Origin of the sequence: Phenylobacterium sp. (assembly GCF_036495085.1) — a bacterium.
Taxonomy (GTDB): Bacteria; Pseudomonadota; Alphaproteobacteria; order Caulobacterales; family Caulobacteraceae; genus Phenylobacterium.
In genome coordinates, this window is record NZ_DASXNL010000128.1 from 1 (window position 1) to 14,036 (window position 14,036).

Here is a 14,036-nt window from a genome sequence, read left to right on the forward strand (position 1 = left end):
CAGCTCCTGCCACCGCTGGAGAATGCGATCGCGCGGTACGCCTCGGTGATGCGCAAATCCCAGTTCCCGCCCGAGGCGGAAGCCCTGGCCGAGTCCGCGCCCGACATGCCGGCCCGCGCCAAATGAGAACACACAGGGCCGGCAGGTCGTAAGAACCCCATGCCAAAAGTTCATTAGTCCGTGCACGTTGCATATGCCAGGCAGCATGCGCCTCGCCCCGGAATTGGCGGAGCGTTCGGCGACTGACGAGATGGGTCTGGGTGTTGAAGGTGTTGTAGATCGCGGCATGAGTGGTGAGGAAGCGCTGGGGGAGGCCTGGGACTTGAACCTCTGCATCTTCCGTTCCCGTCGCCGGATCGGCAGGTCCGAGTTCTCCGCTCGGTGTCCCCTCGAAGCCGGCCTGGTTGGTGGAGGTGACCGAGCTTCAGGATCTGCAGCGCGAGGCGATAGGATCCGAGCCCGTCGGTGGTGATCGACTCCGGCCCAACGGGCTGGTTCCCGATCAACTCTGTAAGGAGCTTAAGGGCCGTCCACGTGTTCCGGCGAGGCGACATCATGAGGTCAAGAACCTCGCCTTCGTCATCGACCGCGCGACAGAGATACATGCGCCGGGCACCAACCTTGCAGACCATCAGGTCGAGGCGCCACCGCGGCGACGGCGCCGGCTTTTTCCTCCTCAAATTCTCGGCGATCTGCGGTCCGAGCTTGATCGTCCAGCAGCGAATGGTCTCGTCGCTCACCTCGATCCCGCGATGGGCGAGCAGTTCCTCGACGTCCCGAAGCTCATCGTGAAGCGGAAATAGAGCCAGACGGCGCAGCGGATGACATCGGCGGGGAATCTGTACCGCTTGAATGAGATGGGGCGCATCGACGCCAGCCTCCACGCAGGCCCGGCGGGCCCTGAAATGGAGACTTGTTAGCGTTAGACTGACAGCACCAACGGGTCAGCACACCGTGATCGCTCCCCGGCCCGCGCCTACGCAACGTACCGTCACGCCGGCTGTAGGCCGGGCACCGGCGGCGAGCCCGCGGGGTAGCGAGCGCCGACCGTCGAGCCGACCGGGAACGCCGCCTCCAGCTCCGCGATCGTGGCCGGATCCAGTGACAGATCGTTGGCGGCCCAGTTGGCCTCAAGGTGCGCGACATGGCGGGTGCCGGGGATCGGCACGACGCCCTTCGAAAGCACCCAGGCCAAGCTGACCTGGGCCACGCTCACGCCCAGGCGCGCAGCGATTCCTTCGGCCACCGCGCGGCGCCGGCTGTTGGCCGCGAGGGCTTCGGCCTGGAACCGCGGATGCTGATGGCGGCGATCCTTCTCTTCCACCGGCTCAGCGCCGGCCAGGAAGCCGCGGCCAAGGGGGCTATAGGCGACAAACCCGACCCCCAGCTCGCGCGCCGTCGGCAGGATCTCAGCCTCCACCTCTCGGGTCCAGAGCGAGTATTCGCTCTGCAGCGCGGCGATGGGATGGACCGCGTGCGCCCGGCGCAGGACACTGGCGTCGACTTCGGAGAGGCCGATGGCGCCGATCTTTCCCTGCCCTTTCAGCTTCGCCAGCTCACCCACCGTCTCCTCGACCGGCGTCACGGGGTCCAGGCGGTGCAGGTAGTAGAGATCGATGTGATCGACATCGAGCCGGCGAAGGCTCGCCTCGACCGCCTCGCGAGCATATTCCGGCCGGCCATCCAAGGCCCGACCATGAGCCTTGGCGTCAAGCCGGTTCCCGAACTTGCTGGCGATCACAAGCTTATGGCGCTCCCCGCGAATCGCGCGGCCGACCAGCTGTTCGTTGTGGCCCAGGCCATAGATGTCGGCGGTGTCGAGAAAGTTGATTCCGAGGTCCAGGGCGCGCTCGAGGGTGGCGAGCGACTCGGCTTCATCAGCTCTCCCGTAGACGTGGGAGAGTCCCATACAGCCGAAGCCCTGGCGGCTGACGGAAAGCGGTCCGAGTGGAACGCGGTCTGTGGTGGCGGTCATGGGAGGTCTCCTTCTCTGCAAAGTGCGAACTAGAACTGGGCCCGGAGCGTGGCGCCCCAGGTGCGGGGCGTCCCGAGCTGGCCGCCAAAGCCGAAGCCGGCGGCGCCCACGATCGAGGTGAGGCCGAGGTTCTGGAAGTAGGTCTGGTCGGTCAGGTTGTTGACCCAGAGCGACACGTCATAGCGGCCGCGATCGAAGCGCATCCCGATGCGGGCGTTGGCCAGGCTGTAGTCATCGATCCAGCCGTAGGGGCTGTCGTCGACCGTCCCGAACACCCCGGAGCGGTAGCTGTACTGACCCTGCACGTAAGGGCGCAGGTCGTCGCGCCAGTCCCACTCGTAGCGGACGAGTGCGTTCCAGATCCATTTGGGCGCCTGGTAGACCGGCTGGCCTGTGAGGTCGCAGACACCGGTGACGCCCACCGGGCACGGCGCGTTGTGATAGGCGTTGTAGGTGACGTCGTTGTAGGAGCCGTTCACCGAGGCGCTCAGACCTCGAATGATCTCCCACCCGGCATCGAGTTCCACCCCGCGCGACCGGACATCGCCGACGTTTGCGAGAAACGACCGCGCGCCGTTGGACGGCACGATGTTGGCCTGCAGGCCGGTGAGACTGGTCCAGAACCCGCTGAGGTTCACGTAGACCCGGTCGCGCAGCAGGGTCGATTTCAGGCCCACTTCCCAGTCGTCGACCTTCTCGGGGTTCAGCACCAGGGGCGAGCCCGCGCTCACCGCCGAGTTGAGATTGAGGCCGGCGGCCTTGTAGCCCGTCGAATATGAAACGTAGGCCAGGGCGTTTTCGGTGATCTTGTCCGAGACGCTGGCGAGGTAGGACCACTGCCCGCCCTTCACCGTGACGTTGTAGTGGAACGGCAGCGAGGTCGCCGCGTAGGGCGTGCCGATCGTCGAGGTGTCGGACACCCCGTCGCGCTTGTCGTAGGTGTAGCGCAGCCCGCCGGTGGCGGTGATCGTGGGAGTGATGTGGAAGTTCGCCTGGCCGAAGGCCGCCATGCTCTGGGTATGGGTCGAGGTGTCGCCGATATACTGCGACCCCGGCGCGATGGTGACGGCCGCCGCGGCCGGGTTCGAGAGCCGCAGGAAGGTCGTGTAGAAGGCGCCGGCGTCGTAGCCGAACTGGTTGAGGATGAAGTGGTCCTTCAGCTGCTGGTCGAAGGCATAGACGCCCGCCTGCCAGTCGAGCCGCCCGGGCTTCGAGGCCAGTCGAAACTCCTGGGACCACTGGTTATCCTCGGTCTGGGCCACATTGACCTGGATGATGTCCAGGGGCGTCCCGTCGGAATCCTGCAGCGGATGGAAGTGCCAGTACTTGTAGGCGGTGATCGAGGTGGCGTCGGCCCACCCAAGGTCGTAGTCGGCCTGCACCGAGACGCCGTGCTGGTCGGTCAGCATGTTCTGCGGGGCGTTGTTCTGGGTGAAGTCCAGCGAAGACTGCGGGACATAGCCCAGCGCCTGAAAGGCCTGCAGGGTCCGTGCGGTGGCGGCTCCGATCGATGGCGGCAAGACGGTCTTGAGCACACTCACGCAGCAGGTGTCGTCCTCCGAGGAGTATTCGGCGATCACCCGCACGGAGAGCTTTGACGCCGGCGTGTAGAGCAGTTGCCCACGAACGCCCTGTCGCCCGACGCTGTTGGCGTTGACGCCGGTCTTAATGTTGTGGAGCACCCCATCGCGATGGGTTTCGAAGGCGGTGAGCCGGCCGGCCAGCACGCCGTCGATCAAAGGGCCGGTCACGCTCGCCCGCACCTGGGTGAAGTTGTAGTTTCCGCCCGAAACCTCCAGGTCAGCGCCGAGCGTGAAACTGGGCTTCTTGGTGGTGATATTCAGCACGCCGGCCGACGTGTTGCGGCCGAAAAGCGTGCCCTGCGGCCCCCGCAGCACCTCGATGCTCTGCACGTCGATCAGGTCTTCCAGCGCCATCCCGGGCCGGCCGAGATAGACCCCGTCCACGTAGAAGCCGACCGAGGTGTCGAGCCCGTCCGAGGCCGAGGACACGCCGATCCCGCGGATCCCCACAGAGGAGTTCCGGGGGTTGGAGTTGTAGGCCACCAGGCTCGGGACCTGGTTCTGGATGTCGGCCAGGGTGTAGGCGCCGGTCTTCTCCAGCGCGTCGCCGGAGAGCGCGGACAGCGCGATCGGCACGTCGATCGCCTTCTCCTCCTGGCGCCGCGCGGTCACGACCAGTTCGTTGACGGTCGACCCCGCATCGGCGGCGGCGGGTTGCCCGGCGTCGCTGGCCGAACGCGCCACCGGCGTTGGCGCTTCTACGCCGGGCGCTTCAGCGGCGGACGCCAAGGGCGCAAGCGCGCTCCAGGCGAGCGTGGAGAGCAGCAGGGTCTTCAAAGGGAAACGTCGGGTCATGGATCATCCGTGGCGTTGGCGCGCGGACACGCCGACGCATGGCGCCAAGGCGGCGCGGGCGTCAGACGGGTCGGGAGCGGGAGGTCGAAGGGGTCAGGCGCGTCCGGGCGCGCGACATCGTCCGCAGGTGTGAGCAGGCAAGAGCATGGTGGGCGGTCCCCCTTGGCGAGCGGTAAGGGCGCTCAGTTCCTATCAATCTCGTATGATTTGAAGGAAGAGCTTCTTGTCCGGCTTGCAGATTTTCTGCGGGACCCCATCTCCTGCGAACGGCCAGCCCGCGCGCGACGCCTACGGCGTCGGTTGACCATCGGCCCGGTTCCGGGCGGATAGGTCGCACAGCCGCGTTTTTGCGGCGCCCAGACGGATCCGGATGCTCTCGCAACGCGGTCGATACGCCCTCAAGGCGCTGCTTCACCTGGGTCGCAGCGGCGGCGAGGCGCGCGGCGTCACCGCAATCGCCGCAGACGAGCAGATCCCGCGCAAATTCCTCGAAGCGATCATGTCCGAGCTGCGCCGTGCGGGCCTGGTGGACAGCACCCGCGGCTGGTCGGGCGGCTACCGGCTCTCACGACCCGCCGACCTAATCACCTTCGGTGAGGTCATTCGCCTGACAGATGGCCCCCTAGCCCTGCTGGCCTGCGCCAGCCGCAACTTCTACAAGCGCTGCGAAGACTGCCCGGACGAGGGGGCATGCGCGATCCGTCGCGTGATGGCCAGCGTCCGCAACGAGGTCGCCGAAATCCTCGACCGCACGACGCTCGCGGACGCGATATCGGGAACACCGGCCAGCCGCGCACTGTTGGGTGGCGCCACCGTCGAACCGAACTGAATTGGTTCCAGATCAGAATTTCTGAGGCCGCTTCGATCAGAAGTCAGTTCTCACAATTCCTACTTCAAACATAGGCTTTGGTCAGACGGCCCGTTGGCGATGCGCTCGCCCTTCGTCGTCAGGTTCGGCCTCATTCGGAAGGAATTGTCATGAGCACCGCTGTCGGCCTTCAGGCCCATGAAGCCCCCGCGCGGGCCGCCTCCAAACTCATCGTCGGGCCGGTGACGCCGATAATCGGCGCGGAACTCTCCGGCGTCGACCTGCGCCAGCCCCTCGCCCCGGAGACGGCGGCCGACATCCATGCGGCGCTGCTGAAGTGGCGTGTCGTTTTCTTCCGCGACCAGGACATCAGCAACGATCAGCTGAAGGCCTTCGGGCGGGCCTTCGGGCCGTTGACCCCGGCGCACCCGATCTCGGAAGGCCTGGAAGACCATCCGGAGATCTGGGAACGCGCGGTCGACGAGTACCGGGTCCGCCGCAGCGAGAACGACAACCTGCGCCCCGGCGCGCGCAAGCCCCGCGACTACAAGGGCTGGCACATCGACATCACTTTCGTGGCCAACCCCAACCGCTATTCGATCCTGCACGGGGTGCAGATCCCGCCCTACGGTGGAGACACCCTCTTCACCAACCTGATCGCCGCCTACGAAGGGCTGTCTGCGAAGGTCCAGCGGCTGATTGACGACCTGCAGGCTGTCCACCAAACCACCAGCTACGACTTCGGTGGCGATAAGGGCCGCAAGCCCCGCCGCGACGGGCGCGCGACCGGCCCCTTCGTGTCGCTGCATCCGCTGGTGCGGGTGCATCCGGAGACTGGCGAGAAGCTGCTGTTCCTCAATCCGGGCACCGTCACCCACATCGCGGGGCTGAAGGAGCGCGAGAGCCAGGCGCTGCTCGACCTGCTTTATTTCGAGGCGACGCGGCCTGAGTACCAGGTGCGCTTCCGCTGGGCGCCCAAGTCGCTGGTGATGTGGGACAACCAGGCCGTCGCCCACGCTGGGCCCATCGACTACCAGCACTTCGATCTCCCGCGCGTCGTGCGGCGCATCACGGTGGCCGGCGACCTTCCGGTCGGGGCCGACGGTTTCCGCTCCCAGGCGCTCGAGGGCGAGCTGTTCAACGTCATCGGCTGAACAGCGCCCCCCGGCGGCCCGCCGCTCCTCCCCCTTCTGGCGGCGGGCCGTTCCCTCACTCCTCGAAGCAAAGGCGTCCGCCCCGTGGCCACCCGCCGTGTCGGCATCCTCGCACTCGCGATCCTCGGCCTCTCCGCCGGGCTCTCGGTCTACGCCGCGACCCGCGCGCCGAGGCCTGAGTCCGCAGCGATCGCCGCCGGCCAGCTGGCGTTGGACTCGCCTCTGCCAACCCGCGTGCCGCCCGGGGTGACACTGGCGATCGGCGACCCCGTCACCGAACACGTCCTGAAGCACACAGGCTGGATCAAGGATCTCCCCTTCCAGGTGAAGTGGGCCGAGATCACCGGCGGCCCAGCCGTCACCGAGGCCTTCCACGCCCATGTCCTGGACGTGGGGTCCGTCGCCAACATCCCGCCGATCCACGCTATCTGGGTGGGCATTCCGGTGAAGATGATCGCCGTACGGTTCCGCGAGGACCCGGTGGATCACCCCTCCTTCGAGCTGGCGATCGCGCCCAAGGCCCACGTCAATTCCCTGAAAGATCTGCGCGGCAAGCGCATCGCCTACAGCCCCGGCCAGATCCAGGGCGAGATCGTCCAGCGCGCCCTGCAGTCCCAGGGCCTCACGGCCAAGGATGTCACCCTGGTGGAGCTGCCGAGCCCCAGCGCGGACATCTATGTGAATGCGCTCTCGGGCGGCCTGATCGACGTCGCGCCGCTCGGCGCCGGCGCGGCCCTGAAACGCTACCTCGATCGCTTCGGGCCCGACGGCGCGAAGGCCCTGAAGAGCGGCGTCCGCGACGACTTCGTCACCATGTATGTGCCGGAATCGGCGCTCAAGGATCCGGGCAAGGCCGCCGCCCTGAAGGTCTGGGTGAAGGTGTGGGGCCGCGCCCAGGCGTGGATTAACGCCCATCCCGACGAATGGGCCCGCGTCTACTACGCCGGCGATCAGGGCCTCTCGCCGGACGACGCCCGCTACGTCGTTGAGGCCAACGGCCGCGCCGTGCTCCCCCGAGACTGGAGCGAGGCGATCGCCCGCCAGCAGGGCTCGGTGAACCTGATGGCCGAGGCCACGGGCCGCAAGCCCTTCGACGCCCGTCGCCTGTTCGATCGCCGCTTCGAGACCCTCGCCTCCGACGCCTTCGCCGAAGCCGGCGGCGGCGGCCCGACCCTCGCCGCGCGTTGAAGGACACGCTCAAGCATGAACGCCCAGACCTCCACTCTTCTGTCCGCCGCGGTCGAATTGCCCCGCCGCGCCCAGGAAACCCTTGAGTGGGTCGCGCCAGCCGCCATGCCGCCGGCGCGTCGCAGGCTCGGCATCGCCGCGCCTGACCCCTTGGGTTGGCTCCTGGGGCCGGCGCTGTTGGTGCTGGTTTGGACGCTGGGCTCGATGAGTGGCGTGATCGACGCGCGCGTCCTGCCGGCGCCTTGGGCCACCGTGGAGACCGCCGCCGACCTGCTGCGTCAGGGCCGCCTACAGTCCAACCTGCTGATCTCCGCTTGGCGCGCCGCGCAAGGCCTGTTCTTCGGGGTCGGCGCCGGCGTAGTCGTGGCCCTGGCGGCCGGCCTCAGCCTGGCCGGCGGCTATGTCTTCGATGGCCTGGTGCAGGTGAAGCGGGCGATCCCGACGCTCGCCCTGATCCCACTGGTGATCCTGTGGTTCGGGATCGGCGAGACCATGAAGGTCACGGTGATCGCCATCTCGGTGTTCATCCCGATCTACCTCAACACCCACACGGCGCTGCGCGGCATCGAGATCCGCTATGTCGAGCTGGCGGAGACCCTGGATCTCAGCCGCTGGGCGTTCATCCGCCAGGTGGTGTTGCCAGGCGCCCTTCCCGGCTTCCTGCTCGGCCTGCGCTTTGCGGTGATGGCGGCGTGGCTGGCCCTGGTCGTGGTCGAGCAACTGAACGCCACCAGCGGCATCGGCTACATGATCAACCTGGCGCGCACCTACGCCCAGTCCGACGTCATCGTTGTGGGGCTGGTGGTCTACGCCCTCCTGGGTCTCGCCTCCGACCTCGCGGTCCGCACCCTTGAGGCCCGCGCACTCACCTGGCGCCGGACCTTCGCGAAATGAGCCCCGCCCTCGCCTCATCGCCCGCGGCCCAAGCCGTCGTCCGGGTCCGCAACCTCACTCGCCGTTTCACGGTCAAAGGCGTGCTGAACGGCGTCGACCTCGATATCCGCAAGGGCGAATTCGTCGCCCTGCTGGGCCGCAGCGGCTGCGGCAAGAGCACTCTTCTGCGCGCGCTCGCACAGCTTGACCACGAGGCGACCGGTGACGGCGAGATCGCCGTCCCCGAGCGGATTTCCGTCGTCTTCCAGGACGCGCGGCTCCTGCCCTGGAAGCGCGTCCTGGACAACGTGGTCCTGGGACTGAACGGCCCGGACGCCAAGGCCCGAGGTCTGCTGGCGTTGGCCGAGGTCGAACTGGCCGGCCGGGAGGACTCCTGGCCCTCCGAGCTCTCCGGCGGCGAGCAGCAACGCGTGGCGCTCGCCCGCTCCCTCGTTCGCCAGCCGGAGCTGCTGCTGGCCGACGAGCCCTTCGGCGCCCTGGACGCGCTCACGCGCATCCGCATGCACGCCCTCCTGAAGCGGCTCTCGGCGGTCCACACGCCGGCTGTCCTGCTAGTCACCCACGATGTCGCTGAGGCCATCGAGCTCGCGGACCGCGTCGTGGTGCTGGAGGAGGGCCGGATCGTCGCCGATCTCGCCGTCGACCTGCCCGCCATGGGTCCCGAGCGGAGCGTCCGCTTCGCCCAGCTCCGCCGCCAACTGCTCACCCGCCTGGGCGTCGACGACACCGTCGCTGCCTGACCGCCCCTCCGTCCCCCGGGAGATTCGCCATGTCCGACACGTCAAACCAGATTGGGCCCCGCCAGATCAAACTCGGCGCTTTCCTGCAGGCCACGGGCCATCACGTGGCGGCCTGGCTCCACCCTGACGCTCAGGCCGACGCCGGCCTGAACCTTCGCCACTACAAGGCGCTCGCCCAGGAGGCCGAGCGCGGGAAATTCGACCTGGTCTTCGTGGCCGACAGCCCCGGCGGCTATGGCGATCCCCACGACCTTGAGGTCTTCAGCCGCGACGGCAAGACCGCCCATTTCGAGCCGGTGACGCTCTGGTCGGCGCTGAGCCAGGTAACCGAAAACATCGGCTTCGTAGCCACCTCGACCACCACCTACGAGGACCCCTACACGACGGCCCGGAAGTTCGCGTCCCTCGACTGGATCTCGGGCGGCCGCGCGGCCTGGAACGTCGTCACCACCGGCGCCGACGTCTCGCCGAATTTCAGCGTTCTGGCGCACCTGGAGCACTCCAAGCGCTATGAGCGCGCGGAGGAGTATATCGACGTTGTGAAGGGCCTCTGGGACTCCTACGAGGACGACGCCTTCCGCCGCGACCGCAAGTCCGGCGTCTTCCTCGACCCGGACAAGCTGCACCTCCTCAACCATCAAGGCGACCACTTCCAGGTTCGCGGGCCCCTGAATATCGGGCGCCCGCCGCAGGGCTATCCGGTGATCGTCCAGGCCGGCGCCTCGGAGGCCGGCCGCGAGCTGGCCGCCCGGACCGCTGAGGTGATCTTCACCGCCAACATGGCGCTGGAGGACGCGCAGGAGTTCTATTCAGATGTAAAGGCGCGGCTGCCTAAACACGGACGCCGCCCGAATGAACTGCTGGTCATGCCTGGGATCTTCCCAGTGCTGGGCGGCACCGAAGCCGAAGCCCAGGCGAACTATGAAGACCTGCAGGCCCTGGTCCATCCCTCGGTCGCCTGGAGCATCCTCAAGCGCCACTACGTCGGCGTCGACCTCTCGGGATTTTCCCTCGACGATGAAGCCCCTCCACTCCCGACCGAGACCAACGGCTCCAAGAGCCGGCTCAAGCTGGTCTCGGACCTGGTGACCCGCAACAAGCTCACCCTGCGCGAACTTTACCGCCAGATCGCCACAGCCCGCGGGCACCGCACCGTGGTGGGCACACCGGAGCAGATCGCCGACGCCATTCAGGTCTGGTTCGAGCAGGGAGCAGCCGATGGCTTCAACATCATGCCACCGGTGCTGCCGACGGCGCTCACCGACTTCATCGACCAGGTCGTCCCCATCCTGCAGCAGCGGGGTCTTTTCCGAACCCAGTACGAAGGCGCGACCCTGCGCGAAAACCTCGGTCTCGAGCGACCAGTCAACAGCTTCGTCGCCCGCGCCCGCGCCGCCGCGGCCCAAGCCGCGCCGAGCCTCGAACTCGCGATGGCGGTGTTCAGATGATGGCCGCCCTCGCTCCCCTCCGCCGCCCCGGCGGCTATGGCCCCGACTGGTCCACGCAACCCGTCTCACGCGACACCCTTGAGGAGGTCCATGCGCTGATGGCGCTCGGCCCGGCTATGGTCGACGCCTCGCCAACGCGCGTGCTCTTCCTCACCACCGACCAGTCCAAGGCACGGCTCGCACCCTACCTGCCGGTGGCCGGCCAGCTGCGCGCGCTCGCCGCGCCAGCCGTGGCGATCGTCGGCTACGACGTCGACTTCGCCGAGCAGCTGGTGGAGTTCATCCCCCACGTCGATGGCGTCCCGTCTTGTTTCGACAAGCCGGACGCCGCGCGCCGCACGGCGGTGCGCAACCGCGACCTGCAGGCGATGTATCTGTTTATCGCCGCCCAGGCGCTGGGGCTCGACCGCGAGGTGATCCCCGAGTTCGACGCCGAGGGGACCTCGCGGGAGTTCTTCCCGGGCCAGCGCCTGACCGCCGTCCACCTCTGCAGCCTGGGCTTTGCAGGCCACCTGCACCACGCGTCCGAGACGCACGCCGCGGACCAGGCCTTGCGGCCGCCGGCCTGACGACCGACCCCGAGCTTGGCCGTGATTCCTTCGACGAGGCCGAGCCATGCGCGTGCATGGAGCTGACCATGGCCTGCGATGACATCGCCGAGTGGCGCACGCGGCTCGCCGACCATGACCGCGCGAATGCGGCGCTGCGGCGCGCCCAAAGTCAGTGGGAAGCGGCCTTCGCGGCCACGCGCAGCGCACCCCGAAAACGCGGCGGCCTTCTGTCTTGGAGTCCGGCTCGCGCAGCAGCGGCGCGCCGAAGCCAGGAGATATGCAGCCGAGGCGACCTTCCGCCTAACGAGCGGGCTCTCGATAGACGAGGTGACGTGGTCTCTTCCTGACGAGATCTGATGCTGCGCCTGGATTCAGGAGCGCAGGGTGGCGGACCCGCGATCGCAATCGGCCTAGATTCGTGGCCCTTCCTGGTCGGTTTGGTCCGCCTTCAACTTGGGCCTAATCGAGCCGGCCGCCCGAGGCGGCAGGCGTGGCTGCGGCCGCCACATTCGCATGGCCGTTCTCGGCCAGCAGTTGCTCGATGCGGGCGGTGAATTCCTGCTTCAGCTGGGCATTGAACTCGCGCTGGCGGGCGATGCAAAGCCCGAGTGCACCGCCTTCACCTTGCCGTCGCGGCCGACGAAGACCGGGGCCGGCCAGATGTGTCCAGGTGGACGCCCCTGCTGAGGCGTCGGACGCCTCCAACTTAAGTAGTAGTCGAGGCACCTGGGAAACCGGCGCCAGAGCGGCTTGAAGCGCCTCGACACTCGGCTGATCAACCGGTCAGCTGGACTTGGTCACCTTATTGACCACCGTCTTGCCGCCCTTCATCTCCGTGCTTACAGTGACGGTGTCGCCGGTCTTGAAGGCACTGAGCTTCACGCTCTTATCGACCGAATAGGTCTGCCCGTTGTCCAATACGAGCGCGTGGGTCTTTTCGTCGACGCTGGTGATCTTGCCGGTCACATCTTCCCACGCCCATGCGCTCCCGGCGCTCAAGATCAGCGTGGCGGCAAGCGCCGCAACAATAGATGTCTTCATCGCAACCTCCCATCGCTGAACCCCCGCCGGCGCAAAACCGCCCCCGCGCGCCGAAGTTCCAGGGACACCCTCCTGGCATTGCGGGCCGCCCCACCGACGGGGTCGCGGCCGTGGGGCCCGGGCCCATCATCATTCAGGCCTGTGGCGCGATGGGGCGGCGCTTAGCCGCCAAGCCGGACTGCGGCGGTCTTGTCGCGGTAGTCATGCTTCGGATCGCGGCCGAGTATCAAACGCAGGCCCGCGAACAGGCTGTTGTCGTCTCCCAGATCTGAGCTTCAGCGGGTCGGAATTCCAGGAGTTGCAAATCGGGATCGTTCTGTCCGCCTTCAAACCAGGCCGCGACGAACGGATTCCAAAGTCGGTCGATGAGCGCGGGATCACTATCGACAGTGAGGTCGCCTTCAACCGTGGCGAAGATGTCGTGACTCTTGCCGACGAACACGATCTCGGCCCTCCGGGGGCGGCCGAGCGACCGGACGATGTCGCTCTTCTTTGACGTGAAGATGTAGAGCGGCCCGTGATCGCGGCCCTTGTCGAACTGCGCTGTCATCGGTTCGGCGGCGCCATCCAGACGCAGCATGACGGCTCGGTCGGACTGCAAGGCCTTCCAGAGTTTCTCTTCCAGGTCAGCGGGCGTCGGCATGGAGGCGCCTCCTTTTGATTGAGGCTCAAACCCGCTCCCGGTAACTATCAGAGTTCGATCGTCGACCTGCTCAAGCTCCTCGACATGGATTCCAGCCTAGGCGCCCGGAAGGAACTGGCCAATGGACTCAATGTGCATGTCGGCACCGACGGCTCGGCGCAAGAAAACATCGCCTTGCACCGGGCCGTCATGGCGCAGCTCGCTGAAAAGGGCGGCAAAGTGCCCGACAGTCTCAGGGGTCACTAAGCTCGCCACAGCTCGCCGGACTCCAAGGCTTCGCGGGAACCTGGACCGCAGCTGCCGAGTATGTCCGCCGCGACGACCATGGCCGCCTCTCCAAGGAAGTGCGTCGGCCAGTCATTCTCGGCCGACCGCCGACGGAAGGCCAAGATCGACGCTGGTCCAGGCCAAGGCGGCCTTGGTTACCTTCCCTCGAAGTAACAGATTGACGGATGCCGCGCTGTGGCCGGACGCAAGCTGAAGGTGTTCAAGGCCCAGTTCGGCTTCTACGACACCGTCGTGGCGGCCCCAAGTCAGGCCGCCGCGCTGCGCGCCTGGGGCACGCACCAGAACCTGTTCGCCAGCGGCGAGGCCAAGATCACTACGGACGAAGCCGCCGTCGCGGCGGCGATCGCCCATCCCGAAACTCCGCTCCGCCGCGCCGTCGGGTCAAGCGACCCCTTCGCACTGGAGCCGAGCAGCTTGCCGAAGGTCCCGGAGACACCGAAGAAGCCCACGGCCAAACCGGCCGCCAAACCCAAGCCGGCCGAACCGAAGAAACCTCCAGCCGACCGCTCGAAGCTCGATGCGGCAGAGGCGGCGCTGAAGACTTTGGACGAGCGTCGCAAACGCGAGGAGGCTGACTTCCGCCGCGAGCATGAAGAGCTTGAGCAGCGGGAGGCCGGCGCGCAACGCGCTTATGTCGACGCACGCAAGGCCGCGACGGCAAAGGTCGTCAAGGCCCGTACCGATTACCGCGCGGCCGGCGGCGACGAGTAACCTCAACTGGCTTTGCGAGCCCGGCTCTTGGCCGGCGCTTTGGCAGGCTTCGCGTTGCGACCGGCTTGGCCGCCCCATTCCGGGAAATATAGGGTTGGCGTCGAAGCGGCGTTCGGGTGGGCGCTCGGCTTTCGCGTTTCACGTTACGGCTGCCGTTATCCATGCCCTGCTGCTGCCGTTGTCTTGGTGGTGCTGCACTTCGTGCGTGGCGTCGGAG

At 67.2% G+C, this 14,036-nt stretch carries 14 protein-coding genes and 1 pseudogene; 9 read left to right on the top strand and 6 right to left on the bottom strand.

Features of this window, described 5'->3' with window-relative positions:
• Positions 1–196: 196 nt before the first annotated feature.
• The 3 genes and pseudogenes from VGI62_RS14180 to VGI62_RS14190 form a co-directional block, all read right to left on the bottom strand.
• Positions 197–868 (bottom strand): annotated as a pseudogene (locus tag VGI62_RS14180) (IS6 family transposase); the annotation flags it as partial.
• A gap of 123 nt (positions 869–991) precedes the next feature.
• Entirely contained in the window at positions 992–1,975 is a 984-nt protein-coding gene (locus VGI62_RS14185) for an aldo/keto reductase (RefSeq protein ID WP_331505153.1), read from the bottom strand.
• Between the two features lie 29 nt (positions 1,976–2,004).
• Complete coding sequence (locus tag VGI62_RS14190; RefSeq protein ID WP_331505155.1) at positions 2,005–4,353, bottom strand: TonB-dependent receptor; 2,349 nt, start codon at positions 4,351–4,353, stop codon at positions 2,005–2,007.
• Positions 4,354–4,723: 370 nt separating this feature from the next.
• On the opposite strand from VGI62_RS14190, the gene VGI62_RS14195 reads away from it, so the two are divergent.
• The 7 genes from VGI62_RS14195 (at position 4,724) to VGI62_RS14225 (ending at position 11,154) form a co-directional block, all read left to right on the top strand.
• Entirely contained in the window at positions 4,724–5,182 is a 459-nt protein-coding gene (locus tag VGI62_RS14195) for an Rrf2 family transcriptional regulator (RefSeq protein ID WP_331505156.1), read from the top strand.
• A gap of 149 nt (positions 5,183–5,331) precedes the next feature.
• Positions 5,332–6,315 (top strand): TauD/TfdA dioxygenase family protein, encoded by a 984-nt coding sequence (locus tag VGI62_RS14200; RefSeq protein ID WP_331505157.1) that lies wholly within the window; start codon positions 5,332–5,334, stop codon positions 6,313–6,315.
• An 84-nt stretch (positions 6,316–6,399) separates the two neighbouring features.
• Positions 6,400–7,503, top strand: a complete 1,104-nt coding sequence (locus VGI62_RS14205) for an ABC transporter substrate-binding protein (protein WP_331505158.1) — start codon at positions 6,400–6,402, stop codon at positions 7,501–7,503.
• A gap of 15 nt (positions 7,504–7,518) precedes the next feature.
• Positions 7,519–8,397: an ABC transporter permease gene (locus tag VGI62_RS14210; protein WP_331505159.1), complete on the top strand. Its 879-nt coding sequence runs from the start codon at positions 7,519–7,521 to the stop codon at positions 8,395–8,397.
• The gene (locus VGI62_RS14215; protein WP_331505160.1) at positions 8,394–9,137 is read left to right on the top strand and encodes an ABC transporter ATP-binding protein; all 744 of its coding nucleotides are present in this window, start codon (positions 8,394–8,396) and stop codon (positions 9,135–9,137) included. Before VGI62_RS14210 ends, VGI62_RS14215 begins: the two co-directional genes overlap by 4 nt.
• A 29-nt stretch (positions 9,138–9,166) precedes the next feature.
• Positions 9,167–10,585: an LLM class flavin-dependent oxidoreductase gene (locus tag VGI62_RS14220; protein ID WP_331505161.1), complete on the top strand. Its 1,419-nt coding sequence runs from the start codon at positions 9,167–9,169 to the stop codon at positions 10,583–10,585.
• Positions 10,582–11,154: a hypothetical protein gene (locus VGI62_RS14225; RefSeq protein WP_331505162.1), complete on the top strand. Its 573-nt coding sequence runs from the start codon at positions 10,582–10,584 to the stop codon at positions 11,152–11,154. The genes VGI62_RS14220 and VGI62_RS14225 overlap by 4 nt, the downstream gene beginning before the upstream one ends.
• 441 nt (positions 11,155–11,595) lie before the next feature.
• On the opposite strand, the gene VGI62_RS14230 is transcribed toward VGI62_RS14225, so the two are convergent.
• The 3 genes from VGI62_RS14230 to VGI62_RS14240 form a co-directional block, all read right to left on the bottom strand.
• On the bottom strand, positions 11,596–11,862 hold the full coding sequence (locus VGI62_RS14230) for a hypothetical protein (protein ID WP_331505163.1): 267 nt from the start codon (positions 11,860–11,862) through the stop codon (positions 11,596–11,598).
• A 57-nt stretch (positions 11,863–11,919) separates the two neighbouring features.
• On the bottom strand, positions 11,920–12,177 hold the full coding sequence (locus VGI62_RS14235; RefSeq protein WP_331505164.1) for a DUF1344 domain-containing protein: 258 nt from the start codon (positions 12,175–12,177) through the stop codon (positions 11,920–11,922).
• 226 nt (positions 12,178–12,403) lie between these two features.
• The gene (locus VGI62_RS14240; protein ID WP_331505165.1) at positions 12,404–12,820 is read right to left on the bottom strand and encodes a pyridoxamine 5'-phosphate oxidase family protein; all 417 of its coding nucleotides are present in this window, start codon (positions 12,818–12,820) and stop codon (positions 12,404–12,406) included.
• An 18-nt stretch (positions 12,821–12,838) separates the two neighbouring features.
• Between VGI62_RS14240 and VGI62_RS14245 the strand changes: the two genes are divergently transcribed.
• Positions 12,839–13,066: a DUF3597 family protein gene (locus VGI62_RS14245; protein WP_331505166.1), complete on the top strand. Its 228-nt coding sequence runs from the start codon at positions 12,839–12,841 to the stop codon at positions 13,064–13,066.
• A 216-nt stretch (positions 13,067–13,282) separates the two neighbouring features.
• Entirely contained in the window at positions 13,283–13,819 is a 537-nt protein-coding gene (locus VGI62_RS14250) for a hypothetical protein (RefSeq protein ID WP_331505167.1), read from the top strand.
• Positions 13,820–14,036 lie beyond the last annotated feature (217 nt).

Coding starts and splice junctions, on each gene's coding strand:
- VGI62_RS14185 (WP_331505153.1), bottom strand. CDS start 1,975: ATGACCGCCACCACAGACCGCGTTCCACTCGGACCGCTTTCCGTCAGC.
- VGI62_RS14190 (WP_331505155.1), bottom strand. CDS start 4,353: ATGACCCGACGTTTCCCTTTGAAGACCCTGCTGCTCTCCACGCTCGCC.
- VGI62_RS14195 (WP_331505156.1), top strand. CDS start 4,724: ATGCTCTCGCAACGCGGTCGATACGCCCTCAAGGCGCTGCTTCACCTG.
- VGI62_RS14200 (WP_331505157.1), top strand. CDS start 5,332: ATGAGCACCGCTGTCGGCCTTCAGGCCCATGAAGCCCCCGCGCGGGCC.
- VGI62_RS14210 (WP_331505159.1), top strand. CDS start 7,519: ATGAACGCCCAGACCTCCACTCTTCTGTCCGCCGCGGTCGAATTGCCC.
- VGI62_RS14215 (WP_331505160.1), top strand. CDS start 8,394: ATGAGCCCCGCCCTCGCCTCATCGCCCGCGGCCCAAGCCGTCGTCCGG.
- VGI62_RS14220 (WP_331505161.1), top strand. CDS start 9,167: ATGTCCGACACGTCAAACCAGATTGGGCCCCGCCAGATCAAACTCGGC.
- VGI62_RS14225 (WP_331505162.1), top strand. CDS start 10,582: ATGATGGCCGCCCTCGCTCCCCTCCGCCGCCCCGGCGGCTATGGCCCC.
- VGI62_RS14235 (WP_331505164.1), bottom strand. CDS start 12,177: ATGAAGACATCTATTGTTGCGGCGCTTGCCGCCACGCTGATCTTGAGC.
- VGI62_RS14240 (WP_331505165.1), bottom strand. CDS start 12,820: ATGCCGACGCCCGCTGACCTGGAAGAGAAACTCTGGAAGGCCTTGCAG.